Genomic DNA, 24,829 nt, shown 5'->3' with positions numbered 1-24,829 from the left:
GCAATCTGGCCCTGCGGCTGACAACCGCGCCACGCATGCAGTACGCCGGAGTCGCGCCCGGTAGGGCAGTAGGAGGCCTCGCCCCCCTCGAACGTGGATGGAAAGCGACAACCCATTCCCCTTCGAGGACATCACCATGGCCTTTACCCAGGCTCAGCTCCTGATCGGCACCAACTACACGTTGGAGACCTACGCCAAGAACGAGCCCGTTGACCAGATCAACGTGGCGCACCGCACCCTGGACCTGCTGGTCAAGGGCAAAGAAGAGTCCGTTTTCGGCAACGGCATCTTCAACGAGAAGCTGTACATCTCCAACGACAGCAACTACCAGAACTACCAGGGCGCCGACCAGGTCACCTACAACGAGCGTGACCCGAACCGCTTCGCCAAGTTCCAGTACTACAGCAACCACGAGGGCTTCTGGTTCGATGAAGACCGCCTGATCGCCAACGGCATCCAGATCGATGACGAGGGCGTGGCTGTTCCGACTTCGAGCGAGAAGGAGCAGCTGGTCAACCTGATGAAGACCAGCTACTACGCCGTCAAGGCCTCGATCCAGGAGGGCCTGGCGCTCGAAACCCTGCAGAACGGCACCCAGAGTTCCAAGGCCGTCCCGGGTCTGGACCACATCATCAACACCGTGCCGGGCACCGCCGACGTTGTGGGCGGCTGGGATGCGTCGACTGCAACCTGGTGGCGGAACAACGCCGACATGGCAATCGCCTCCGGATCGCTGGTGGCCGAGATGGAGAAGATGTGGGAGGCCTGCATGCGCTACGGCGGCGGTCTGCCGACCGCGATCCGCTGCGGCCAGGCCTTCATCGATGCCTACCGCAAGGAGGCAAAGCTGGAGGTCAACCGCCAGATCATCATCGGGCCGAAGGGCGGCACCGGTCTGGATGCGTCCATCAGCGGCGTGTTCTTCAAGGGCATCGAGCTGGTCTGGGATCCGACCTTCGAACTGCTGGACGCCAAGCTGGGCACGATCACCTACCCGTGGACCAAGCGCTGCTACTTCATCAACGAGAACTTCCTGAAGTTCCGTCCGGTGAAGGGCAACTGGATGAAGAAGCGCAAGCCGGAGAAGCTGCCGGACCGCTACGTCACCTACTACGCGCAGACCAACAAGTACGGCCTGACCGTCAGCAAGCGCAACGCGCACGCCGTCCTGTCCATCGCCTGATCCACTAGCGCCCCGGTTTCGGCCGGGGCCTTATTCGGCATTCAAGGAGTCATCCATGAAGTCCCAAGCCATCACGAACACCGCTTTCAAGATCGGCAACAGCCCGTTCCTTCGCGGCGGCAGCGCCGTGTTCGCCAACCTGGCAGGCGCTGACGCCACCCTGCAGGGATCGGACACGCTCGCAGGCACCTACACCACGCTGGCGACGCTGACCACGCTGAGCTTCACCAATGTGGCCAACCTGCCTCCGTACATCAAGCTTTCGGCCGCCGGCACCGTCTACGCCCTGGGCGACTGACCAAGATGGCGGCCAGCGATGGTCGCCATCTCCACTCCTGGAGGAAACATGAGCAACAGCATCATCGCCACCGTCCAGCTGGTCGCTGTAAAGCGCGGCATGGAAACCACCATTGCGGCCGAAGTGTTCAAGCACGAAGTCCCGATTCTCGAAGCAATCCATGGACGCGAGAACGTGAAGGTCGTGGACGCAGACTTCCATGCACTGGAGCTGCCAGACAACGCCGAAGGCGAGTTCCAGCGCCTGCGCAGCAAGTACGGCGAGCGGTTCCAGCCGGCCATCGACATGGCATTCCCGCGTGGCGCCAACGACATCGCGCGTGAACTGGAAATGGATCTCGGCCGAGATACCTACGTCCGTCCGTCGGAAGCGGTCATCAACAGCCGTCGCCCGGAACGTCCGGGGCAGAAGGCCGAGGCCAACACTGGCGGCGACGCTGAACTGAACGCTGCGGAGCTGAAGGCTGAGCTGACATCGCGCGGCATCCCGTTCAGGGGCAACGCCTCGAAGGTCGACCTGCAGGCGCTCCTGGATGAGGCCAAGAAGGCCGAGGCCGGCGCCGGCACCCTGGGCGGCTGATAGCCAGTACCACGCTGTAACCCGACGGGCTGGGGAAACCCGGCCCGTCTCCACAAGAGGGCTCCCATGAGCATCACCGACGGCATCCAGTGCGCCTGTTCCAGTACCGATGGCAATGCCACGCTGGCAGCGCTGCGCAAACGGCTGATGGTCCGGCTTGGCTTCGCCGCACAGGCGAACAACCCGCCGCCTGGCATGAAGGAGCTGCTCAACGACTTCCTGCAGAGCGCGCAGGTGGCGCTGTTCCGCCGCCCCACCGGTGAGTTCCGCAACGAGCGCTGGTTTTCATGGCCTCTGGTGGCCGGCCAGCGCCTGTACGACTACCCGGACAACGATGAGAAGAACGCGCCGCAGTCGTGCCCGGCGACGCTCGATCCACGCAAGGTGACCTGGGTCGGTCGCGAGCGCGATGGCGTCTGGTCCGAGATGCACCAGGGCATCAACCCGCGCAGCTACACGACAAGCGAGCTGACAGGCCTCCCGCAGCGCTACGAGTTCCGCAACTGCATCGAGATCTCGCCGGCGCCGGACGAGACGCTGGGCAATCTGGTGATCAAGGGTAAGTTCGACCTCAACCGGTTCACCGAGGATGCGGACAAGACCACCATCGACAGCGAAATCGTGTTCTTGCTGGCGCTGGCCAATGGCAAGGCGCATTACCGACAGGCAGATGCACAGGCCTATATCCAGCAGCTGGAGGTGATGATCGCCAACCTTGTGGCCGGCACGCATGCGACAGCGCGGTATATCCCGGGGCCACCGGTGGGTGAGGGCGTGTATGTGCCGCCTCGGCCCGAGGTGCCGTTCCCATGACCGGACGCATCGTCACCCTCAACGCCTCCAAGGGCGGCATCAACCGACTCAGGACGAAGGGCGGCGCGGACCCCAACACGCTCTACGACCTGGTGAACGGCTATGTTGATCAGGACGGCGTACCGCGGTCTCGGCCTGGCACCAAGAACAAGAACACGCTCCCGACTGGCGCCACGAAGGGGCTGTGCGCCTATGACGGCAAGCTGATCGTTTTCAGCCATGAGCCGCAGACCATCACGGCCAGTGCGCCGGCGGTGGAGTGCGAGGTGCTGAAGCACCCAAACACGCCGGACCTGCCGATCAAGGAAATCCACTTTGCGGGGCCATTCCTCGGCTACCTGTACGTGGTGCCCGAGTTCGTCAATGGGGACGTTTTCCATTACTGGCTGCAGCGGGGCACCGTGTGGGCCCCCGGCAAGATCTACATGCCGGGCGCGCTGGTCACACCGACCACGCCAAATGGCATCGCCTACCAGCTGGACAGCGGCACCGAGCAGTTCCAGGTGTGGGTGCGGAACGTCGCGCGCGCCGCTGGCGACAAGGTGGTTCCGACCGTCGACAACGGCTACTACTACACGGTCACCGACGTATTCGGGCCGGCGCCGCGCTCCGGCGCTACTGAGCCGTCATGGCCGACTTCGCCGGGCGCCACGGTGTTCGAAGACAGCGATGTTGCCAACCCCGCGCCGATTCCGAGCGAAGGGTCTGGCGGTCAGCTGCCGCCAGACGTGACTGATCGTTACGGAAGCAGTGGCGGCAATAGCCCGTGGCGAAACCTGAACAATCAGGAGATCCAATAATGGCAGCTCCTGTTTGGCAGCCCGGCACACTGTATCTGCCTGGAGATTTGGTCCAGCCGATCACCCAGCCACCGCCGAACAACCCGCAGGTGGTAAACGGCGACTTCTCCGCTGGAAATACCGGGTGGACCTTCAGTGGTGATGGGGCCTACAGCCCATCCGGCGGATACGGCGGCGGTGGTCCGTCCATGATCCTTCCTGGCAATAGGCCTGAAGGCCTGGGCATCAATAACACGACGCTGGTTGTGCCGGTGGGGGGGCAGCTGACTGCCACCTCGATGATCAACCAGGGTGCATCGTCGGCCGGCAAGACTGCTGGGTGGACTGAGGTCCGCTGGTTCGACTCGCTCAACACGCTGTTGCAGACCGACAAGGGCAACGTAGTAGACAGCGGCTCTGGCGGTGCTTGGCATCAGTCCAAGGTGATCAGCACAGCGCCTGCATCGGCGGCCTACGCCAAGGCCGCCATCCACCTGACCTCAGTCGCCGACCACAACGCCCCGATCTGGGGCGACAACTTGGCGGTCAGTGGCGCAACGGCCGGGCTTCCGGAGGGCTTGGTCTACAAGGCCGTTCAGACCGGATCCGGGACATCCGGGAGCAGCGAGCCGGCGTGGCCCGGCGTGCTGGGCCAGCAGGTCATCGACAACGAAGTGATCTGGGAGGCCGTCACTACCAGCCGCGTGACCTGGACCGCGGCGCCGCGGTACGTCAGCGGAAGCACTGAGCCGGTGTGGCCCATCGATGTTGGGGCCATGGTGAAGGACGGGACCATCAACTGGCGCGCGGTGTCGCGTCGGGTGACTGACGAGAAGTGCCCGCAGTCCAAGGTTGTGGCTATCGTTGCCAGCAAGGTGTTTGCGGCGGACAAGGACATCGTGCGCTACAGCGCCACGGCAAACCCACTGGACTGGTCGACGGCCGATGACGCCGGCTACTTGCCCACCGGCCTGCAGCAGGCAAACTCCAACGATGTGGCGGTGCTGCAGCAGTACCGCTCCAACCTTGTCCCGATGAATGCCAGTAGCTTCCAGAACTGGCAGGTGGATCCAGATCCTGCATCGATGGCCATCCTCGACCAGATGGATGGCATCGGCTCGATCTGGCAGAAGGCCGCCGCTCCGGTGGCCAACGATCTGATCTACCTCTCCCAGCAGGGCGTTCGCTCGGTGGGCATCGCCAACGCTGCCGAGAACCTGGCAGCCGGGGACATCGGCGCACCAATCGACATTCTGGTGCAGCAGGCCATGCTGTATGCGGACCGCAACAATACGCCGCCCTTGGCGACCTATTACCCGGGCGCCGGCCAGTACCTGCTGGCGTTCCCGAACTATCCCCCGCCGGTGCTGGGTGTCTATGGGGCGCTGCCCAAAGCCGCATGTGGAGACACGGTCGACTACAGCTATGTGATCGCCGGTGGACTGCCGCCCTACAGCGTGGAGATCTCCGCTGGAGAGCTGCCCGATGGCCTGGCCATGGACGCGAGTGGCCACGTCACCGGCGAGATGGCGCGCGGTGGCGATGCTGAGTGGACGGTTCGCGCCACGGATTCGCTCGGCGACGTGGCGGAGAAGGTCGAGACCCGCACTGGTGCGGATGGCTTCTTCAAGTACCTGACCACGCGCCTGTACCCGGTGGAGATACCGGCGGATTCAATTTCCCTGGCTTCAGTGGTGGAAGCGGCGACGTTCCGTGATGTCTACCACGAGTACACCGTCCCCGCCGATGCCTTTGCGCTGTCGTCGGTGGCTACTGCCGGCACGCTGCGCCCCATCCTGCAGACCTACGCGCTGGACGACAGGGTTTCGCTGGCCTCCGCCGTTGAAGCTGCGACGCTGCGAAATATCCTCCGTAGCTATGTGATCCCGGCCGAATCCATGAGCCTTTCCAGCGCAGTAGTGGCCGGCACGCTGCTCCAGAAGCTGATCGTTTCCAACATGGCGCCCGAGGGCATCGGGCTGTCTTCCAGTGTCGTAGGAGGCACGCTCACATGAGCAGCAATTCTCTCAACGCCAGCAGCGGTTTCGCCGGCTGGTTCAAGATCGAAGCGTTCCGCGCGGACGAGGGTGGCCAGGAGATCCCCGGCAGCCGCCGCATCGCTGCCGACTGGTTCCCGAACCTGATCACCAACGCCGGCCTGGATCTGCTCGGGACCACTGGATCCACTGACGTGTTCACTTTCTGCCGGGTCGGGTCAGGGAACACGGTTCCCGCCGTCACCGATACGGCGCTGGTTTCTCAGGTCGCGGTCACGTCCAGCGAGCAGGCCCTTACCAACGGCGTTGATCGTTCGGGGGCATTTTATGCCTGGCGGCGTCGGACCCTTCGGTTCGCAAATGGTGCAGCAGCAGGGACGCTGGCCGAGGTGGGCGTTTCGTTGACCAATGCGGGTGCATTGTTCAGCCGTGCCCTGATTCTGGATTCTGGTGGTAGCCCGACCACGATCACGGTGTTGTCTGACGAAACGCTCGATGTGACCTATGAGCTTCGCCTGTATCCGGTACTGACGGATGCCACTGGAACGGTCGACATCTCTGGTACGACGTACAACTGGACCGCAAGGCCGCTGATTCCCGTGTCCTACGACGTGGTCTGGTCGGGATACCTCGGGCGAGGGATCATCCCTTACTCGGTGGCGGGTAATCCTTCCAATGGCCCTGCTGTCGCAGCAGTCCTGCCGGCTCAGGGGAGTGCACTATCGAGCCCCATCGCATCCGGAGTCATCACTGCTCTGGCGTACACCAACGGCAGCTATCAGCGTTCCTTCCGATTTGACTGCGACCTCAATAATGCCAACGTCGCTGGCGGAATTGGATGTTTCTTTGCCACTTCTGGGACGACCAATCTCGATGCAAACACCTTCGGCGCCTGGGCATGGGGCCTGTCTCCCAAGCTGCCCAAGACTGCCTCGTTCAAGGCCACTTTCACCATCCGCATGAGCTGGGGTCGCTACACGCCATGATCCCGACTGGCGGCCTCTCCAGCACTCCGCAGCCGGCCCCGTTCTCCGAGCGGGTTAACTCGACGCTGCAGCCGCTCATCGACTACGAGATGGGCGGCCGTGCGATCAATGACAGCTCGGCTGGCCTGCAGTATCAGCTGTGGCGGGTGCGCGTGGATGAGGACGTGGTGTATCTGGGGCCGGATGGCGGCAGCGAGCTGCCTGCGTTCATCCGCCCGGGCATCACCGAGATTGCGCTGGCGTTCGACCAGAACATGCAGCCGGTGATTGCCTTCACGCAGGGTGGGCAGGCGTGGCTCTGGTGGTTCGACGGCACGGTTCCGGGCATGGTGTTCACAAGCATCCTCGGGGCGGTCAACCCGCGGTTGACGCTGGACGACAAGCGCCGCGGCCAAACCTCCAACTCGGATGTGATCCTGGCCTACCTTCGCGCCGGCTCCCTGTACTACCGGCAGCAGCGCGACCGCTACCTGACCGAGTACCTGCTAACGGCCAATCCTCCCTGCGGCGGCCTGGCCACGCTGTGCATGTCCACCGGCGGCCGGCTGCAGTTCGGATTTGGGGGTGCGTGATGGAGTCGACCGTCTTCGTCTACACGATGCGCTCGGGCAAGCAGGGGGCATGGAGCCGCTATCTGTTCCCGTTCTCCGTGGATGCCTTTGCCCAGCTCGGCAATGATCTCTACATCCGGCATGGGGACGAAATCAGCGCTGTCAGCGACTTTGCCTTGGGCGACGACGTCGGCGGCCAGACAATCCCCTTCGGTGGCACGGTCTGGTGGCCGTGGCTGGACTTCGGCACGCCGAGTGTCACCAAGATGATGGAGGGTTTCGACATCGTGAGCCAGGGGACGCCAAGCATCAGCATCGGCTACGACCAGCGCAATACGGCCGCGTTCACCGACCCTTACACCGTCGATGCCGACACGCTGCCGGGCGGCGTGATTCCGTTCCCATTGTCAGCACCGACCTTCAGCCTGCGCGTGGACTTCGCACCCGGCAAGAAGTGGTCGCTGACACAGGCGTCGCTGAGCTTCTTCGACCTCGGAAACGGCCCATGAGCAGCTTCCAGGTCACCAGCCAAGTGGCACTCGAGGATCTGGCCTATCTGGCGCGTCACATGCGTCCGGACGAAATCGCGCAGGACATGGCATTCAACGGCACGGGAGTGCACGACGTTGAATCGGCGATTCTGCGGATGGTGAACGTCGCTGGGCCCAAGTTCGTCATGCTGGCCGACGGGCTTCCGATTCTGGGTGGCGGCTTCTACTGCATCCGGCCCGGTGTCTGGGAGGGGTGGCAGGCTGGAACCATGCCGGGCTGGGATCGGTACTGGCGCTCGATCACCAAGGTGACGCGCAGGATCAACGACGAGATGCTGGCCGACCCGAGCGTGCACCGGCTCCAGCTCTGCGCCATGGCCGGCCGTGAGAAGACATTTGAGTGGTACGAGCGCAGCTTGGGCTACCGGCGCGAGGCCACCTTGCACCGGTACTGCGCAAGCGGCGTGGATGCGGTGATGTTCGCTCGCGTGAAGGAGGCGGAATGAGCGGTCCCCCGAAGCAAAGTAACGCAGCAGATCAGGCTGCACAGATGGAGAAGGAGCGCCAGGCCGCTATCCGCGAGACGCAGGGGAGGGTCAATGCGGTTTTCGACAACCCGCGGCGCGCGCGCGACATCTCCGATTTCGTCTCTGCTGTGCGCAGCCGTGCGCTGATCGATCTGGATCGCCAGAACGCCGACGCGCAGCGTGATCTGAAGTTTGCGCTGGCCCGTGGCGGCCTCTCTGGCGGCAGTGTCAGCGTTGACCAGAACCGTCGGCTGGGCGACGAGTACAACCGCGGCCTCATCAACGTGGAGAACCGCGCGCAGGGCGCCGGGTCTCAGCTGGAAGCGGCAGATCAAGATGCACGTTCGCGACTGATCCAGCTGGCCACGTCGGGTCTCGATGCAACAAGCGCTGCGTCGCAGGCCGCGTCGAGCCTTCGTTCGAACATCGGAAGTGCCCAGGCCCAGGCCTACGGCGAGCAGCTGGGAGACCAGTTCGCCAACGTGGGTTCGTTCGTGAAGCAGCGGCGCGAGGAGTCTGCCCGTCGGCAGGCAAACCGCGACGCCAACTACAACTTGTACGGCGGCGGTGCCGCTTACGGAGGCTGATCCATGGGCGCCGCGCTCCCTTTCATCATCCCTGCCGCTGCCATGATTGGCGGCCAGGTCATCCAGAGCAACGAGACCAATCGCTACCTGCGTAAGCAGGACGAGGCGGCGGCACAAGGCATCCTCAATCAGGCACAGAAGCAGCGCGAGGCCGACCAGGTTGTGCGCAACCAGGTGGGGGAACTGGAGGGCAGCACATCCGGGGACGAACGAGCGCAGCGGCTGGACCAGTACATGCAGGTACTGCGCCGCGGCCAGCGTCAGGCCAACAGCGGCCTAGAAGGTCCGGTGGGCGGTGCTACGTTCCAGGCCGACGCCGGTAGCGCACGTAACGCGGCCGATGCAGCTGCGGCGACCACTGCAGGGCTACAGGCCCGAATTGACGCTCCGGGTCTGCAACGACAGGGCGAAGCCTTTGACTACGGCCGGCTGGCCACCGACCTGAATCTGATCGGTCGAGAGTCGCAGGGGCAGTCCTTCGTGGACGACCTTCGTCGGCGCCAAATCCGCCGCCGGCCTGGCATGGACCTGCTGGGCGGTCTGGCATCCGGCATTGGCGCGAGCATGCTGGGTAATGCCGCGATGGGCGCTGCTGGCAGGGGCGCCCCGCAGGGGTTCGGCAACAACATCGACGGACTGAAGGGATTGCCTGGTGCCGGCGCGCGCGCCAGCTATGGCATGCCCGGCTACGGGCTGGTGGGAGGCTGATATGGCGAATCCATACAACGCAGGCCAGGCGCTGGGCACCGCACTGTTCGGCAGCACGCGCGACACCTACACCGACCAGCTTGGCCGTAGCTACAAGGTGGAACAGGCCCTGCAAGAGGCTCGGCAGGCACGCTCCAAGGCGGTGCTGGCAAACCAGATCAACGAACAACGGGCGGTGATCACCCCTGAACTGCTGGGATCGTACCGTGGTGGTGACAACGCCGCCGCCAACCAGCTGATCGCTGCGGGTCTGTTGGCCAACGACAAGGTGGATTTCTCGACCCTCGGCGACATCGAGGGTGCGACCTATCGCCGAAACGCCGTGGACCGCGCCACGCTGGGCGATTGGGACGGGGCGAATGCGTCGATGCTCGGCGTTGCGAACGGTCCGCAGGAGCTTGCTACCGTCCAGGGGCAGAACCTCATCAACAACCGATTCCTGACCGGAGGCGGCGGCATCTCCACTACCGAGCAGGGGCGCGCCGGCATTGCCGCCGACGCGGCGCGCTCGGCAGCGTCCTACGCCAGCGCCAACAACTCGAACGCCAGCGCGGCACGTACCCGGCAGGCTGCCGGCATTGATGCGGCGGAGTTTGGGCTGAAGCGCAGCGGTCAGTGGAACCCTGGTGGCCAAAGCGCAGGAGGCGGAGTGCTTGGCGATGCAGGATCTCCGAAGCTGACAGAAGGGCAGTCCAAGGACTTGGTCTACCTGAAGCGCGGAGATGAGGCGAACAAGCTGCTGGAAACCATGGCTGGGAACCTCACTGCGAGCGGTGGGCAGCAGGGTTCGCGCGGCGCGGCCGACGTCTTCCTGCGAGGACTTCCTGGCATCGGCGATTCCTCTGCCGTGAACGCTCTCGTGTCGGCCCCTCGACAGCAGGCCGAGCAGGCGGCGCGCGAGTTCTTGGCAGCTGTTCTGCGTAAAGATACTGGCGCGGCGATCACCGCTCAGGAGTTCGATATTTATGGCCAGACCTACCTGCCGCAACCAGGAGATAGTCCGGCAACGTTGAGGCAGAAGGCCAAATCGCGTCAGGTCGCGTTGGATGCAATTGCCACTGGCCTCGGACCAGAGCGGGCCGCAATCGCCCGACCGGGTCCCGCTCAAGTGGGCATGGCGGGAGGGGCAGTACGGACTCTGGGAGACCCGCCGGCTCCACCTGGGGCGCGCCGCCGCTACAACCCGGCCACGGGGAGGGTCGAGTAATGCCGATCGAAGTCGAACTGCCGGATGGCAGTATTGCCGAGTTCCCCGATGGGATGTCCAACGACGCCATCAGCAGTGTGCTGCGCAAGCAGTTCGGAGGAGGTGGAGCGCCGATTACTGACCTGCCGGCGGTCAACGCGCTGCCCCCGGACTTCTCTGGTGTTGAATCCACTGTGGACAGTACCGCAAGCGGGCGGCAGACCGATGGCTGGCGGGCCGGCCCGTTGCGCGATGCTGCTTTCGGCGCGCGTTCTGTGCTGCAAGGCATTGGCAGCTTGCTCGGCGCAGTGGGCGGCGATGCGCTCGGCGCGCTGGAGACCAAGGTCACTGGCCGCCCCGTGGCCAGCTTCCGTGACAACGCGGCAACGCTCGGCGACACGCTTGGCCTGCCCAAGGCGCAGACCAGCGGTGACCGCGTGCTGGGCGACATCGGCGAAGCACTGACCGGCACTGGCCTGACATTGGGCGCCGGTGGCGCTCTGACTGCAGGCCGTTCGGTGGCACCGACGCTGGCGCGCGCTGTGCCGGCCCCCAATGTGGTCCCAGCGTTGGGCGAGAAAGCCGGCGCGTTTCTCACTGCTCAGCCTGCATTGCAGGTGGCCAGTACCGTGACCGGCTCCGGCGCGGCAAGCGGCGCGCGTGAGCTTGGTGGCGGGGCTGGTGCGCAGGCCATTGCCGGCCTAGCTGGCGGCTTGGCGCCCGGCTTCGTGCCACGCCTTCCGACATCCGGCGTGGGTTCGGCTGTAACTCAGAATCTCACCCGCCGCGCGCTGCGCGGGTCGGATCCGGATCAGGTGGCGCAGACCCTTGGAGATTTCGCGGAAGCCGGAGTGCAGCCGAGCATGGGGCAGGCAACGGGGAATCGCGTCCTGCAGGCAACTGAGACCCTGCTAGGTAGTGTTCCGGGCTCTGCCGGCGTGGTGGACCGCTTCGCGCAGCGCCAGGCAGGCCAGTTTGGCAAACGCATCGATGAGATCGCGAACTCACTCGCTCCGGACGGGCAGCCTGTTGACCCGGAAATGGCGGGTCTCGCTATCCGGCAGGGCATCGCCGGCCCCGGCGGTTTCAAGGAAACGTCTCGCGCAGAGAGTAATGCCCTCTACCAGGCGCTGGATGAGCTGATCCCGCAGGACTCGCGTGTGGACATTTCCAATGTGCAGGCGGCACTGCGGGAGCTGAATCAGGCGATCCCCGGCGCACCCGCCACTTCGCGCCTGTTCCAGAACGCTCGCCTTGGCAGCATCGAAGGCGGCCTGATCGATGACACGCAGGGCGTGCAAGCGCTGCTTACCCAGCCCGGCATGCAGGACCAGGCCGACGCCTACCGAAGCTACCTGCAGGCCCAGGCTCGCTCCGTCGAGATGGAGAACGCGCGCCGGAAGTCGCTGGGCATGACGGTGATGGAGCCGGTGCCGACGACGGACCAGATCGAGCAGAACGTCATGGCTACCCTCGGCAACATGACCGACAACCGTCTGCCCTACGAGGCCCTGCAGAAGCTACGGTCGCTGGTCGGACGCGAGATCGACAACGCCAACTTCGGCAGCGACGTGCCGCGCAGCATGTGGCGGCCGGTGTACGCCGCCCTGAGCCGCGATATGGAGGATGCAGTCAAGGCCACAGGCAACCCGAAGGCGGCTGAGGCACTGACGAACGCCAACCAGTACCACTCCCGCTACGTGGACCAGTTGGAGAACATCGACTCCATCATCGGCAAGCGAGATGGCGAGGGCGCCTACTTGGCCGCAGTCAGCGGCGCGAAGGACGGCCCGACGCGCATCCGGTCGATCATGCAGGCACTGCCCGAAGCTCAGAAGAAGATCGTCAGCTCGGCCTTCATCCGCCGCATGGGCCGCGCTGTCGGTAGCCAGCAGACCGACGAAGGCGACGTGTTCTCGATGAACACATTTCTGACGAACTACGCGAACACCAGCCCCGAGGCGCGCAAGGTGCTGTTTGGTAGCTATGGGCCGGAGTTCGAGCGCAACATGGAGACCATCGCCAAGGCCACATCCCGCATCAGGGAAGGTTCGAAGGTGTTTTCGAACCCATCCGGCACGGGCGGTCGAGCGGCCCTGATTGGACAGGTTGCCGGTACGGCAAGCACTGCGGGGGCTCTAACGGCCACTGGGAATCCAGGCTTGGCCTTCATCACGGTTGCTTCTTCTGGATTGGGTGCCGCAGGCGCAAACGCCATCAGTCGGATCATGACAAGCCCCAAATACGTGAACTGGCTTGCGAGGACAACCGAGAAGCCTCAGGGAGAACTTCTATCCCAGCTGCAGGTTCTGCGGGGTATCGCAGAACGCTCGCGCGACCCCGAGATAGTAGAGCTGGCGAACGCGGTGCAGGAGCAGGTCAGTGGAGAACAGACGCCAGAACAAACAACAGGCCTGCCACCGCTCCAATAAGCAGAAGCGCGGCGAGTGCCATCATAGGCAACGGACTGGCGCTGTTCTTGGCCAGCTCCTCGTCGCGCCTCTCCTCTTGGATGCGCGACCAGGACTTCCAGCTGAAGTAGTCGTTGGTTTTCCAGCCTTTCATGCTGCTTCCTCAGCGCTCAAGCGCCACTTTGATGCTTCCTTCGAGGTGCGCCCCACGCAGGGTCGCGGTCTGATGGTACTGACTGAACAGGATGCGCGCGGGCCTAAAGTCCTCGTCATGTTCGAACTTTATGGCCCCGTGAGCCACTGCGTTCTTCTCGCCAGGCGCCATGAACATGAGGTTCTCGTGCCGCCACTGGAGCAAGTAGATGACCCCCGGAGCGTCATCGCCGGCATGGATCCGGACGAGTACCTGCATTGGCACCACGTCGCCGGACGCCCAGGCGCGGACATCGTCTACCAAGAGCGGCGGGAGATCATCAAACACGATCGAATCAGGCGTCATGGCGCGGGCCTTGGTGGTGGACGGATAGTAGCACCGGCCGCGGGGCTGACCGGTGCTGGGGCATTCATAGAACAGCCGGATCAACAGCTATCGGTACTTCAGTCCTTGGAGAAGCGTCCGAAGTGGAAACCATCAATCTGACTCAGCCGACCGCGCCACATCGGCTTCGCGTCCGATCCATTTGGAATTCCATCCTTGGTTGTCGCCGAGTGATAGGTGACGTTCTTGAGGTGGATGTACCCAATCCTCAGAGTCGAGGAATTCTCGTAGGGAACCAAGAACTGGCCGACTGTTTCCTGGATCAGACGCTTCGTGTTGGCATCGCTTGCGGCAGTTTGCAAGCCGTCGATCGTCTTCTGGAAGTACTCTTTCCCGCCGACGGTCTCGCCGCATACAAGAATCCCGCCAACAGTTAGCGTTACCGGGATCGACAAGCCATCCAATGCTAGGGCAGCCAAGACTTCAATCAAGAAGTCCTGAGACGGGTGGGTTTCTAGTTGCTTGGCTGCTTCGTCGTTCTGGCTGGCCAGTTGTTCCGTATCTAACATCACCATCTCCTTGGCGGCCCGGCCAATCCAGGGCCCAGAGTATCGTAGCACCAGAGCTGAACAACGTCGGGCGTATGGATTGGCAACGAAGAGGGCGATAGTATCGGTTCGCCGGCGCCGCCGGCCCTAGGGGAAAATGTCCCAAGGAAGTGCTTAGGGGGAAAGGATGACCACCAATGTTGTCGTGGCGACGTACCACGGCGTCGTTCTAGGCTGTGACTCACTGTCCAGTATCGTTGAAAGGGCATTTTTTCCATTCCGGACGGCGGATGCTTTGGCGCGCGATGCAAATGGTGATCTGATGTTCGACGCGCAGGGTCGACTGCTGCTCGCCTACGATGAAAGCAAGCTTCAACTCACACCGACGAACATCATGGGCGGCGTCCAGAAGATGTTCATCCTTCACGAAGATCCAGACTCAAACAACATTGAATGCTCCGTGGCGGCAACTACATCCGGCCTGGGTACGCTCAATGGGGTAGTGATCGCAGAGATTGCCGACCGGTTCCGTAGGCGTTGCCGGGCAAATCCGAATGGGTACGCATCAATCACTGATGTCGTCAGTGAGTTTCTTGAGTTCGTTAGACCTCAATGGGAGCTGGCAGTTGGTTACGACGACGTCGATCCCGCCGTGCGCCAAACTCTTGACGATCTCCAGTTCTTGATCGCAGGGTACGGGCGTGATGATGAATACGTTAAGGTTATTCGCGTGAGCGTCGCATCTGATTCGGCGACCGAATTGTTTGACGCATTCCCCCACTGCAGCGCAGCTTGGGCGGGGCAGGCAGATTCCATTGCAAGTCTTGTTAATGGATCGAACCCAACGACGCGCTGGGCTGTCAATCGTAGCGTCATTGCAAGCTTTGAGGCTCATCGGGCTAGTGTTGTTGAATCTGTTCTCACTCAGCTGAGAGACCAAGGTGTGGAGATTCCTGAACCTTTCGAGGCTACAATTCAGGAAGTGGTGCCCGCTGAGCTTCCTTGGCTAGAGGGGACTCCATTCTTTGACTGGGCCAATTTGCCAGTTCAGTCCGCTGTTGACCTGGTTTCCACATTGGTTAACGCAGAGTCGGCGGTGCAGAAGTTTGCGATGGGCATCCCAACGGTGGGCGGCAGAACGCGGATAGGGTTGATGCGCCGTGGCATGCCCTTTGCATTCCTCAATGAGCCAGAAATCATCCACCAACATGTCGGATACAACCATGATGCATAACGCACTGAACTGCGCTGCGCAAAAGGCGCCTTCGACGCATGGTGAAAGGCCGGCCAGGATTGTTGCGCCAACCTCCAATGGTCAGGTCGCCAGTAAGAAGGTCTCGGCTGAACCGAAGAAGAGCACCTTCTTCGTCTCTGCTAGCAATGGCCGAGTCGTCGTGTCGAAGACGCGATAGGAAACGGCGCGCACGATTCGAACCTAGCCCCGCTTTTGCGGGGCTTTCTGTATCCGTTGAAGCTATTAGCCGCAGCGGCAGCATGGTCCCATCACACATGGGGGCGGCTGTATGGCGCGCATCACAGCACAGGAGGCCGGCGGCCAGAACGTCGTGGCGTTCTTGGACATGCTGGCATGGTCCGAAGGGACCGATAACGGGCGCCAGCCCACGAAACAGAACGGGTATGACGTGCTGGTCGGCGGCGGCCTGTTCACCGACCTCAGCAAGCACCCAGCCAAGCTGGTGCGCCTGAACCCGAAGCTGGCGTCCACCGCGGCCGGCCGCTACCAGTTCCTGTCCCGCACGTGGGGCAGCCTGCAGAAGCAGCTGGACCTGCCGAACTTCGGCCCGCTGAGCCAGGACAAGGCCTGCATCGAGCTGATCCGGGGGCGCAAGGCGCTCGACGCCGTGAAGGCCGGCCAGTTCGACCGAGCGGTGGCGCTTTGCTCGAAGGAGTGGGCCAGCCTGCCGGGTGCCGGTTATGGCCAGCACGAGCAGAGCCTGGAGAAGCTGCGCGCGGTCTACCAGAAGGCCGGCGGCCGGGTGGGTGGCGCATGAACTGGTGGACGGTGGTCGCCCCCCTGATTGCGGGCTTGGCGCTGTTTTACGTCCAGCGCATCGCGGCGCGCGCCGACAAGGAGGCCGAGAAGGCCGAGCTTCGGCATAGGGAGCTGGAGAAGCGAGTCAGCTCATTGGAGCTGAAGGTCGTTGCTGAGATGCCTAGCCGTGAGGACTTCAAAGATCAGTCCCGCCGCATCGAAGCGATCGCGTCGACCCTGTCCGAGGTCCGCGACATGGTCATCCGGATGGATTCCAGGGAGACGAAGGGCTGATGGACCACGACCTCAACAATATCGAACGCATGGTCAACGAAATGCACGACGCCGTGAAGCGCCGAGGCGAGCCTGGCGGCGCTTCCAGTAACGGGAACGTCGTGCGCTTGGAAGGGGCCGGGAGCATCTGGAATGGAATCGCCATAGGCCTGTCGATTGCCGGCGTGATCGCCGGGATGGTCTGGATTTCGTTCGTCGCCAGCAACGCTCAGGTGTCTGCGCGCCAGGCCGAGGCCTATCGAGCCGCGGTCTACATCGTCGCTCCCAAGTTTGCCGAAGAAGTCGACAAAGAACTCGAACGCCAGAAGGAGCGTGACCCGAAATGAGCAGCCCGACCCCGATCATCACCCCGCCGAAGCGCCCGGCAAGGGCCAGCATCTTGCCGCAGGGCCTGATGCCGATCCGCGACACCCTCAAGCACTGGACCACGTGGCTGTGGGCCGTACTGCTTGCCAGCCCGGACGGCTTGTATGCCGGCGCCGCTGCCCTTGGCATGTTGGCTGATGAGGCCATGCCTTCGGCCATCACCACCTTCATCCGCGTCTTTGCTGGTATCGGCCTGATCGCCAAGGTCATCAGCCAGAAGCGTCCGGGGGCGTGACGTGCAGATCCCAGACCCGCTGCGGCCCTATGTCGGTCTGATCCGCATCGGCCTCTGGTGCGCGTTGGCTGGCGGCATCTTCGTCGCTGGCTGCCAGCGTGGAGCGGACCGCCAAGCGGTGGCAGATCGAGAGCAGATCGAATCGGTGCAGCGCCAGCTCGACGGCGCGCGCGCCGAGGCGGCCGAGAACCTGCGAGCGGCAAACGCTGCCGGCCAGCTCCTACAGGACGTGAACCGGCAGACCCAGGCATCAATCGATGCGGCCGAGCTGGCGCGCAAGGCCGCGGATGAAGCAGTGGGCCGCGCTGAAGCGGCAGCTGCAGAGGGTCGGCGTCGGGCGACCGCGGCAGAGAAGTCACTGCAGGCCGCCAAGTCCCAGCCCGGGTGTCGGGCGCAACTGGAACAGACCCTATGCGATTCCATTCCCTTGCTCTGATCGCCGCGCTGCTGCTGGCCGGCTGCGCGCACCAGCCCGAGCGACCGAAGCTACCTGAGAAGGTCTATGTGACCGTGGAGAAGCTGGTCCCGGTCGATGATCGGCTCACCCAGCCCTGCACCGCGACCCGGGCGACGTCCCGCACGGTTGAAGCGGTGGTCACCGCCTACAACGCCAACCTGCTCGCCCTGCAGGACTGCAGCACCCGCATGGGCGAGATTCGCGCGCTGGGACGGTAATGGCCAAGAAGCGCGTTCCACTGCACCAAAATCCCCGCGGCTACGTTGACGTTGATCCCGACGCAACCGATGGCGCCCAGGTCGGCGTGAACCTCCGCGGGCCTGATGGCCAGATCCTGACCGCGGCGCAAGTGATCAACCCGACCACCGGCGGCAGCGGTGGCCCGAGCAGCATCGCATCGACTATCTGGAAGTTGATCAGGGAAATCCCACTCAACATCCAGAAGCTGGCCGTGCTCATCGGTGCCGGCTTCGCAGCCAGGCAGAGCAACGGCGATTGGGCGCTGCGGACGCTGCAGGAAGGCACTGGCATTGACATCGTCAACCCCGATGGCGATGCAGGCAACCCGATAATCGGCCTGGCCGACGTTCCTGATTCGGGCGCGGGCACGCTGCTGGCGACAACCTTCGACGCGAAGGGGCGCAAGACTGGTAGCCGTCCGGCCACGATCACCGGCACGGCCCAGCAGATCAACGTGGCCAACGGCAATGCAGCGGCGGGGTTGCCGACGATCTCGCTGGCCGCTGAGGTTCTGGCCGCGCTGGAAGAGGCGAAGACTGCCCTACAGCCCGGCGATGTAACCGGCCCGAACAGCGTCAAGGTCACGCCGAACGGGTCGGGCGGGATCGTCCTGAATCTGGACAACGATCAGGCATCTCCGCCAGCACTGACCGAGTACAGCACCAACTCCGCTGGCGTTCGCGGCTGGCACCGTCCGGCCCTGTTTGAGTCCACGGGCGTCATCAACGGCGGCGCGCTGTCGATCAACGCGGGCAACAACGCCCGGTTTGATATGGCGCAGGCGGTGATTGGCTATACGGATTGGAGCGTCACCCCGACGCAGCCAACCCGGGTGCTGCTGACGGTCGGCCCCTTCTCGGCCCAGGTAGTGACCAACATAGCCACGGCGAACGCGACCTACGTCGGCATCCAGATGCCGGGCGGGACCATCGTCCAGCAGACAAGCCCGTTCTCCAACGCCCAGCGCCGGACCATCGCCCAGATCGGCGTGCTGGTGCACAGCAACAACGTCAACCTCAACGCGATCAACGATCAGGCGGCCACGATCCGGGCCGGGGTGAATCAGGTTGGCGACCTGATGAACGCTATCGGCGCCCTGAACCTGGCGGGGAACATCTACAGCGCCAACGGAGCCAACCTCAACATCAACAAGTCGGCGGGCTCCATCTTCAAGATGGGCGCCAACTTCCAGGCCAGCAACCTGGACCCCCATGTGGTGAGCATGGGCGCGCAGACGGCGTTGACGTTCCGCTACCGGCTGAGCAACGGCACCGAAGGCGCCGACACCGCCAACATCAACCCAAACCAGTACGAGAGCGCGCCGGGCGTCCTGAGCAACATTCCGATCCTCGGCAACCAGTGGCACGTCCAACGGATCAGCATCTTCCAGACGGGTCTGACCCGGATCCAGTACGGCCAGCAGCTGTATGGAAGCCTCGCCGCAGCCCTGCAGGGCATCCAGACCGACCCGTACAACACCGAGCAGAACATCGCCGAGAACGGCATCCTGCGCTGCTACCTGATCATCAATCGGGGCCTTCTGGGGCTGCTTGGCAGCGCCACGTTCGCCAACGTCAGCAAGTTCGGCGCGACCCAGGCAGGTGGCGGCATCGTGCCGGTCCACAACGACCTGTCAGGCCTGCAGGGTGGCACCTCGGGCGAGTACTACCACCTCACCTCGGCCCAATACACCCAGCTCGTTGAGGGCGGCGCGGTGCCATTCTTCCTCGCCAACAACACCAACTATCTCGTCCCGCAGAACCGGCAAGCCTTGTTCACCCTCCCGATTGAGTTCGGGACGGGAGCAACGATGACGGTCGATGGCGTCCTTGTGGAGGTTTCCTGATGCTCGTTCTTACCAATACCGCTGGCGCCTCAGCCGCGACCCCGCCTGCCAGCAAGACGACCCTGTTCGTTGATGCCAGCGGCGTCCCGTCCACGAAGAACAGTGGCGGCACGGTGACCCCGTTGCTGACTGGCCCTGCTGCTGCTGCCGCCTACCAGCCACTGGACTCTGACCTGACCGGCATCGCGGGCCTGACCTACACCACCGACCTGTCGCCGTACTACAACGGAACCGCATGGGCGACGTACACCGTCACGGCTGTCGGTCGCACCCTCCTTGCAGCCACCACCCAGGCGGCGCAGAGGACGGCGATTCAGGCGGTGGGATTGGTCGGGAATGAGACGGTCGCCGGAGTTAAGACCTGCACGTCTGAACTGCGCATCCAGAACATAGCCCCGGGTTTCTGGCTTGACGAATCAGACGGGACAATGGGCATGTTCGCCGTACTTGATAACGGCGTTCTACAGCTGCAAGTTCGAGGCGCAGGGTTCGGCCCGTACGTCGATCAGATCATGCAGATTGCTCTTGACAGAAGCTCAACCGCGTTCGCTGGGACTACGGTGAGAGCGCGTGTTGATAACGCCCAGTCGCTCGGTTCATCCACGTTCCGATGGACTACGGTGTTCGCCACCAACACCACCATCAGCACCTCCGACGCCCGCCTCAAGACCGAGCCGCGCCCGCAGTCTGTAGCGGAACGAAAGGCCGGGTCCGCGTTGGCTAGGGAGGCGATGATCTGGGAGTGGCTGACCGGCGACCGGCTGCACGCTGGCCCGACTGTGCAGGCTGCAATGGCGGTGATGGAGGCGCATGGCCTCGATCCGTTTTCCTACTCGTTCATCTGCTACGACGAGTGGGAGGCAGAAGAGGCCACCTACGATGAGGAAGGCAACGAGCTGACCCCGGCGCGTGAGGCTGGCGACCGCTACAGCTTCCGCAAAGAGGAGCTGCTGTGCTTCATGGTTTCGGCGCTCGCGGCGGAGAATGACCTGCAGGCTGCCAAGGTCGAGGCGCTCGACGCCCGGCTGGCAGCCCTAGAAGCCAAGGCCTGATCGCAGCCCCTGAGACGGGGAGGCGTATCCTCCCCGGGATGGAACTACCGTCCGACTTCAAATGGCAGTACGCCTCGGGATATGAGCAGATCCCGGTGATGATCAGCCACAACTGTGTGGGCGTTGCCAGGATCAACCAGAGGGAGGGCGACCTGAAATGGCAGGTCACTCTCGACTACCACAAGGATTACCGGCAATACATCTTCCGTCCATGCGAGACCCAGTGGACGGGCAGGGCTGGGATGGAGCAATGGGTGATCCGGCATCAGGACAGGCTGCGGCAGGAAGTCGCAGCTATCCTGGCGGCGAAGGAGGCGGGGAAGATCAAGCCCGCAGAGTGAACGCTGCACAAAAACTGCACAGCGGTGTTTTGCACTGGATGGCGTAATAGCCCTGAAAGCCTTGGTGCCCGGAGCCGGAATCGAACCGGCATGGGGTTGCCCCCGGCGGATTTTAAGTCCGATGCGTCTACCAGTTTCGCCATCCGGGCCTGCAGCGCGGCGCCGATTGTAGCCCACCCGCAGCACGACGACCGGATTGCATCGCGGCAGCGGCGTGCTTAACTGTCGATCCCATTCATGTCATAGTCCCAGCTATCGTTCCCAGGGGGGGAGCCACCTCATGTCGCTGCACGCGATTGCCTATGCCAGTGAGGCCCGCGCCGATCTGCAGACAACCGATCTTGACCGCCTGCTGGCCGATGCCACGGCATTCAACCGTGTAGCCGGCGTCACCGGCGTGCTGATGTTCGACGGCACGCGCTTCCTGCAATACCTGGAGGGCCCGGAAGATGGCATCGATTCGGTGTTCCCGCGCATCCTCAACGCGCGCAGCCATGGGCAACTGAAAGTGTTGTGCCGCGCGCCGGTAGCGCAGCGCGCGTTCCCGCGCTGGTCGATGGGCACGCGACGGATCGAGGCGGACCTGCTGGCGCAGATCATCGATGCCGCCTGGCCGGGCTTCCTGCTGGGCAGCGGCGGCTTCGAGCGCCTGCGTCAGGCCTGGACCGGTGCCGATGGCGAACTGGAACCGGCAGCGGTCGCACTGGGGTCCTGAACTGCCTTGGCGGCGGGGGGCGAGGCCGTTACGCTGTAGCCTTTCCGGCGTGGGTTCCTCCGAGTGGTACAGCGAATGAGCGTATTGGCCGAAGCCGTGGCTGCAAACGTGGCGCCCTGCCTGTTGCACAGGGCGTGTCGATGAGTGTGCCTGTTGCAGCGGCCGACGCACCCCGTTTTGCGGTGATCGGCCTGGGTTACGTGGGTCTGCCGCTGGCGGTGGCGTTCGGCCGGCACTGGCCGACGCTGGGCTTCGATATCGATGCCGGGCGCATCGCCGAGCTGCGCGACGGCCTGGACCACACGCTGGAAATGGACGCCGACGAGCTGGCCACTGCGCAGCTGCTGCAGTACGGCAGCGATCCGGAGCTGCTCGATGCGTGCAACGTCTATATCGTGACCGTGCCGACGCCGATTGATGCCTACGAGCAGCCCGACCTGGAGCCGCTGCGCTCGGCGACACGGTTGATTGCCAGCCACCTGCGCGCCGGCGACCTGGTGATCTACGAATCCACGGTGTACCCCGGTACCACCGAAGAAGTGTGCGTGCCGCTGCTGGAGCAGGGCTCCGGCCTGCGCTTCAACGAAGATTTCTACTGCGGCTACAGTCCGGAACGGGTCAGCCCCGGCGACCGCCAGCGGCGCCTGGCCGACATCCGCAAGATCACTTCCGGCTCGACCCCGGAAGTCGCTGCGGTGATTGATGGTCTCTACCAGCGCATCATCGCCGCCGGTACGTTCCCGGCGCCGTCGATGCGTGTGGCCGAAGCGGCCAAAGTGGTCGAGAACATCCAGCGCGACGTCAACATCGCGCTGGTCAATGAGCTGGCCCTGATCTTTGACCGGCTCGGCATCGATACCCAGGACGTGCTCGACGCGGCGGGCAGCAAGTGGAACTTCCTGCCGTTCCGGCCGGGCCTGGTCGGTGGCCACTGCATCGGCGTGGATCCGTACTACCTGCTGCACAAGTCCGAGAGCGTGGGTTTCCATCCGGACCTGATCCACACCGCACGGCAGGTCAACAACCGCGTGGGTGAACATGTGGCCACGCGGGTGCTGGCAATGCTGGCCGAACGCGGCCGCGCGCCGGCGCAGGCACGCATCCTGGTGCTGGGCGTTACCTTCAAGGAAGACTGCCCGGACCTGCGCAACAGCCGCGCACTTGAACTGGCACAGCGCCTGCGCGATGCCGGTGCCCAGGTCGAGGTCAGCGACCCATGGGTCGGCCCTGCCGCATTGGCCGACGAGGGCGTGCAGTGGCTGGCCGAGCCGGTGGCCGGCTGCTACGACGCGGTGGTGCTGGCCGTGGCTCATGCCCACTTCAAGGCGATGGACGAGGTACGGATCCGCAGCCTGCTGGCGCCGGGTGGCCTGGTCTACGACGTGAAATCGGCCTGGCCGCGCAACGTGGTTGACGGTCGACTGTAAACCCCGGCGGCGGGCGGCGCGGTAGACTCGGGGGCAGTTGCAACCAAGGAAAGCCATGCACCGGTATATCGTCTACGTGCTCGCCATCTTGATGTTCCCGATCTGCCTGTGGCTGGCCATGATATGGCCGGCCTGGTACTGGGGCGTCGGCCTGACTGCCGCGATGGTGGCGCTGGGGACCTGGGACCTGCTGCAGAAGCGCAGCACGCTGCGCCGCAACTACCCGGTGATGGCGCACTTCCGCTACGGCCTGGAATCGATTGGTCCGGAAATCCGCCAGTACTTCGTGCAGAGCGATCTGGAAGACGTTCCGTTCTCGCGGCAGCAGCGCGCGCTGATCTACCAGCGCGCCAAGAACGAAATGGACACGGTGCCGTTCGGTACCCTGCGCAGCACCTATGCGGTGGACTATGAGTGGATCAACCACTCGCTGGCGCCGACCGCCATCGCCAAGCACGATTTCCGCGTGCTGATCGGTGCCAGCTGCGCCAAGCCCTATTCGGCCAGTGTGTTCAATATCTCGGCGATGAGCTTTGGCTCGTTGTCGGCCAATGCGATCCGCGCGCTGAACGAGGGCGCGCGCCGCGGTGGCTTCTACCACGACACCGGCGAAGGTTCGATCTCGCCGTACCACCGTGAGATGGGAGGCGACCTGGTGTGGGAGATCGGCTCGGGTTACTTCGGGTGCCGTGACGAGAAGGGCGGTTTCAGCGAAGAGCGCTTCGTTGCCAACGCCACGCATGACCAGGTCAAGATGATCGAGATCAAGCTGTCGCAGGGCGCCAAGCCCGGCCACGGCGGCGTGCTGCCGGCACCGAAGGTGACCGCCGAGATATCGGTGACCCGTGGCGTGCCGATGGGGGTGGATTGCGTATCACCGTCGCGTCACTCGGCATTTTCAACGCCGGTCGAACTACTGCAGTTCGTGGCCCGCCTGCGCGAGCTGTCCGGTGGCAAGCCGGTGGGATTCAAACTGGCGGTCGGCCACCCGTGGGAATGGTTCGGCATTGCCAAGGCCATGCAGGAAACCGGCCTGCTGCCGGACTTCATCGTGGTCGATGGTGCCGAGGGCGGCACCGGTGCGGCACCAGCGGAGTTCGTCGACCATGTCGGCGTACCGATGCACGAGGCGCTGTTGCTGGTGCACAACACCCTGGTCGGCCTGGATCTGCGTGATCGCATCCGGATCGGCGCGGCGGGCAAGATCACCAGTGCCTTCGACATCGCGCGCACCATCGCGCTGGGTGCCGACTGGTGCAATGCCGGGCGTGGCTTCATGTTTGCGCTGGGCTGCATTCAATCGCTGAGCTGCCACACCGACAAATGCCCGACCGGCATCGCGACCCAGGACCCGGCACGCTGGAAGCACCTGGATGCGCCCGACAAGGCGACGCGTGTGTACAGCTACCACGAACACACGCTGCACGCCTTGAAGGAACTGCTCTGCGCTGCTGGCCTGAATGACCCGGCGGAGCTTGGCCCGGAGCACATCCTGCGTCGTGTCTCGCCGGTGGAGATCCGTTCGCTGGCCTCCCTGTACCGTTATCTGGAACCGGGTGAGCTGCTGCACAAAGTGCCGGACCACGCGGTGTTCCATGCGTTCTGGGCCGATGCTCGCAGCGACTCGTTCCAGCCGCCGCCGAAGATCCAGGCGTTGCGCGCCAGCAAGTCGCGGTAACGATTGCGTAGAGTCGAGCCATGCCGACTGCCTTTCGATCAGGCATCGCGACGTTGGAACGAA

The 24,829-nt window shown here is 63.8% G+C and carries 30 protein-coding genes and 1 tRNA gene; 27 read left to right on the top strand and 4 right to left on the bottom strand.

Annotated features, from left to right (window positions below):
- The first annotated feature begins 97 nt into the window (after positions 1–97).
- The 14 genes from ABR323_RS06050 (at position 98) to ABR323_RS05985 (ending at position 13,117) form a co-directional block, all read left to right on the top strand.
- Positions 98–1,183, top strand: coding sequence for a phage major capsid protein (locus tag ABR323_RS06050; protein WP_272774058.1), 1,086 nt, complete (start codon positions 98–100; stop codon positions 1,181–1,183).
- Positions 1,184–1,238: 55 nt separating this feature from the next.
- Complete coding sequence (locus tag ABR323_RS06045) at positions 1,239–1,481, top strand: hypothetical protein (protein WP_439448640.1); 243 nt, start codon at positions 1,239–1,241, stop codon at positions 1,479–1,481.
- A gap of 48 nt (positions 1,482–1,529) precedes the next feature.
- Positions 1,530–2,060 carry a hypothetical protein gene (locus ABR323_RS06040; protein WP_439448639.1) on the top strand — a complete coding sequence of 177 codons (531 nt, stop codon included), beginning with the start codon at positions 1,530–1,532 and terminating at the stop codon, positions 2,058–2,060.
- Between the two features lie 66 nt (positions 2,061–2,126).
- The gene (locus ABR323_RS06035; protein ID WP_439448638.1) at positions 2,127–2,873 is read left to right on the top strand and encodes a phage adaptor protein; all 747 of its coding nucleotides are present in this window, start codon (positions 2,127–2,129) and stop codon (positions 2,871–2,873) included.
- Entirely contained in the window at positions 2,870–3,673 is an 804-nt protein-coding gene (locus ABR323_RS06030) for a hypothetical protein (protein ID WP_439448637.1), read from the top strand. The genes ABR323_RS06035 and ABR323_RS06030 overlap by 4 nt, the downstream gene beginning before the upstream one ends.
- A gap of 188 nt (positions 3,674–3,861) precedes the next feature.
- A complete protein-coding gene (locus ABR323_RS06025) occupies positions 3,862–5,667 on the top strand; it encodes a hypothetical protein (protein ID WP_439448636.1) in 1,806 nt (601 codons plus the stop codon).
- A complete protein-coding gene (locus tag ABR323_RS06020) occupies positions 5,664–6,635 on the top strand; it encodes a hypothetical protein (protein ID WP_439448635.1) in 972 nt (323 codons plus the stop codon). Before ABR323_RS06025 ends, ABR323_RS06020 begins: the two co-directional genes overlap by 4 nt.
- Positions 6,632–7,207 carry a hypothetical protein gene (locus ABR323_RS06015; protein WP_439448634.1) on the top strand — a complete coding sequence of 192 codons (576 nt, stop codon included), beginning with the start codon at positions 6,632–6,634 and terminating at the stop codon, positions 7,205–7,207. Before ABR323_RS06020 ends, ABR323_RS06015 begins: the two co-directional genes overlap by 4 nt.
- Positions 7,207–7,695, top strand: a complete 489-nt coding sequence (locus ABR323_RS06010) for a hypothetical protein (RefSeq protein WP_439448633.1) — start codon at positions 7,207–7,209, stop codon at positions 7,693–7,695. Before ABR323_RS06015 ends, ABR323_RS06010 begins: the two co-directional genes overlap by 1 nt.
- A complete protein-coding gene (locus ABR323_RS06005; RefSeq protein WP_439448632.1) occupies positions 7,692–8,183 on the top strand; it encodes a hypothetical protein in 492 nt (163 codons plus the stop codon). Before ABR323_RS06010 ends, ABR323_RS06005 begins: the two co-directional genes overlap by 4 nt.
- Positions 8,180–8,791, top strand: coding sequence for a hypothetical protein (locus ABR323_RS06000; RefSeq protein ID WP_439448631.1), 612 nt, complete (start codon positions 8,180–8,182; stop codon positions 8,789–8,791). The genes ABR323_RS06005 and ABR323_RS06000 overlap by 4 nt, the downstream gene beginning before the upstream one ends.
- A 3-nt stretch (positions 8,792–8,794) precedes the next feature.
- Positions 8,795–9,499, top strand: coding sequence for a hypothetical protein (locus tag ABR323_RS05995; RefSeq protein WP_439448630.1), 705 nt, complete (start codon positions 8,795–8,797; stop codon positions 9,497–9,499).
- Position 9,500: 1 nt separating this feature from the next.
- Positions 9,501–10,706, top strand: a complete 1,206-nt coding sequence (locus ABR323_RS05990; protein WP_439448629.1) for a hypothetical protein — start codon at positions 9,501–9,503, stop codon at positions 10,704–10,706.
- Entirely contained in the window at positions 10,706–13,117 is a 2,412-nt protein-coding gene (locus ABR323_RS05985; RefSeq protein ID WP_439448628.1) for a hypothetical protein, read from the top strand. The genes ABR323_RS05990 and ABR323_RS05985 overlap by 1 nt, the downstream gene beginning before the upstream one ends.
- Here the strand turns inward: ABR323_RS05985 and ABR323_RS05980 are convergent.
- The 3 genes from ABR323_RS05980 to ABR323_RS05970 are packed head-to-tail and all read right to left on the bottom strand — an operon-like array spanning position 13,065 to position 14,143.
- On the bottom strand, positions 13,065–13,250 hold the full coding sequence (locus ABR323_RS05980; RefSeq protein ID WP_439448627.1) for a hypothetical protein: 186 nt from the start codon (positions 13,248–13,250) through the stop codon (positions 13,065–13,067). The two genes, ABR323_RS05985 and ABR323_RS05980, sit on opposite strands and share 53 nt — an antisense overlap.
- 9 nt (positions 13,251–13,259) lie before the next feature.
- A complete protein-coding gene (locus ABR323_RS05975) occupies positions 13,260–13,679 on the bottom strand; it encodes a hypothetical protein (RefSeq protein ID WP_439448626.1) in 420 nt (139 codons plus the stop codon).
- A gap of 14 nt (positions 13,680–13,693) precedes the next feature.
- On the bottom strand, positions 13,694–14,143 hold the full coding sequence (locus tag ABR323_RS05970; protein WP_439448625.1) for a hypothetical protein: 450 nt from the start codon (positions 14,141–14,143) through the stop codon (positions 13,694–13,696).
- 166 nt (positions 14,144–14,309) lie between these two features.
- Between ABR323_RS05970 and ABR323_RS05965 the strand changes: the two genes are divergently transcribed.
- The 10 genes from ABR323_RS05965 (at position 14,310) to ABR323_RS05920 (ending at position 20,946) form a co-directional block, all read left to right on the top strand.
- On the top strand, positions 14,310–15,356 hold the full coding sequence (locus ABR323_RS05965) for a hypothetical protein (RefSeq protein WP_439448624.1): 1,047 nt from the start codon (positions 14,310–14,312) through the stop codon (positions 15,354–15,356).
- 289 nt (positions 15,357–15,645) lie between these two features.
- Complete coding sequence (locus ABR323_RS05960) at positions 15,646–16,134, top strand: glycoside hydrolase family 24 protein (protein WP_439448623.1); 489 nt, start codon at positions 15,646–15,648, stop codon at positions 16,132–16,134.
- A complete protein-coding gene (locus ABR323_RS05955; RefSeq protein WP_439448622.1) occupies positions 16,131–16,409 on the top strand; it encodes a hypothetical protein in 279 nt (92 codons plus the stop codon). Before ABR323_RS05960 ends, ABR323_RS05955 begins: the two co-directional genes overlap by 4 nt.
- Complete coding sequence (locus ABR323_RS05950; RefSeq protein WP_439448621.1) at positions 16,409–16,735, top strand: hypothetical protein; 327 nt, start codon at positions 16,409–16,411, stop codon at positions 16,733–16,735. Before ABR323_RS05955 ends, ABR323_RS05950 begins: the two co-directional genes overlap by 1 nt.
- Positions 16,732–17,010, top strand: coding sequence for a hypothetical protein (locus ABR323_RS05945; protein ID WP_439448620.1), 279 nt, complete (start codon positions 16,732–16,734; stop codon positions 17,008–17,010). Before ABR323_RS05950 ends, ABR323_RS05945 begins: the two co-directional genes overlap by 4 nt.
- A 1-nt stretch (position 17,011) precedes the next feature.
- Entirely contained in the window at positions 17,012–17,446 is a 435-nt protein-coding gene (locus ABR323_RS05940; RefSeq protein WP_439448619.1) for a hypothetical protein, read from the top strand.
- Positions 17,422–17,685, top strand: coding sequence for an Rz1-like lysis system protein LysC (gene lysC / locus ABR323_RS05935; protein WP_439448618.1), 264 nt, complete (start codon positions 17,422–17,424; stop codon positions 17,683–17,685). The genes ABR323_RS05940 and lysC overlap by 25 nt, the downstream gene beginning before the upstream one ends.
- A complete protein-coding gene (locus tag ABR323_RS05930) occupies positions 17,685–19,553 on the top strand; it encodes a hypothetical protein (RefSeq protein WP_439448617.1) in 1,869 nt (622 codons plus the stop codon). Before lysC ends, ABR323_RS05930 begins: the two co-directional genes overlap by 1 nt.
- Complete coding sequence (locus ABR323_RS05925) at positions 19,553–20,605, top strand: tail fiber domain-containing protein (protein WP_439448616.1); 1,053 nt, start codon at positions 19,553–19,555, stop codon at positions 20,603–20,605. The genes ABR323_RS05930 and ABR323_RS05925 overlap by 1 nt, the downstream gene beginning before the upstream one ends.
- 38 nt (positions 20,606–20,643) lie before the next feature.
- The gene (locus tag ABR323_RS05920; RefSeq protein WP_439448615.1) at positions 20,644–20,946 is read left to right on the top strand and encodes a hypothetical protein; all 303 of its coding nucleotides are present in this window, start codon (positions 20,644–20,646) and stop codon (positions 20,944–20,946) included.
- Between the two features lie 62 nt (positions 20,947–21,008).
- On the opposite strand, the gene ABR323_RS05915 is transcribed toward ABR323_RS05920, so the two are convergent.
- Positions 21,009–21,095 (bottom strand) — tRNA-Leu (locus ABR323_RS05915).
- 131 nt (positions 21,096–21,226) lie between these two features.
- Between ABR323_RS05915 and ABR323_RS05910 the strand changes: the two genes are divergently transcribed.
- From ABR323_RS05910 to ABR323_RS05900, 3 genes are all read left to right on the top strand, one after another.
- Complete coding sequence (locus ABR323_RS05910) at positions 21,227–21,661, top strand: BLUF domain-containing protein (protein ID WP_004152797.1); 435 nt, start codon at positions 21,227–21,229, stop codon at positions 21,659–21,661.
- Between the two features lie 140 nt (positions 21,662–21,801).
- Positions 21,802–23,088 carry a nucleotide sugar dehydrogenase gene (locus ABR323_RS05905; RefSeq protein WP_439448614.1) on the top strand — a complete coding sequence of 429 codons (1,287 nt, stop codon included), beginning with the start codon at positions 21,802–21,804 and terminating at the stop codon, positions 23,086–23,088.
- A gap of 55 nt (positions 23,089–23,143) precedes the next feature.
- Positions 23,144–24,766: an FMN-binding glutamate synthase family protein gene (locus ABR323_RS05900; RefSeq protein ID WP_439448613.1), complete on the top strand. Its 1,623-nt coding sequence runs from the start codon at positions 23,144–23,146 to the stop codon at positions 24,764–24,766.
- Positions 24,767–24,829 lie beyond the last annotated feature (63 nt).

The organism is Stenotrophomonas sp. ATs4 (genome assembly GCF_051861585.1).
Classification (GTDB): Bacteria; Pseudomonadota; Gammaproteobacteria; order Xanthomonadales; family Xanthomonadaceae; genus Stenotrophomonas; species Stenotrophomonas maltophilia_AS.
This window is presented reverse-complemented; position numbering and strand designations above follow the sequence as displayed.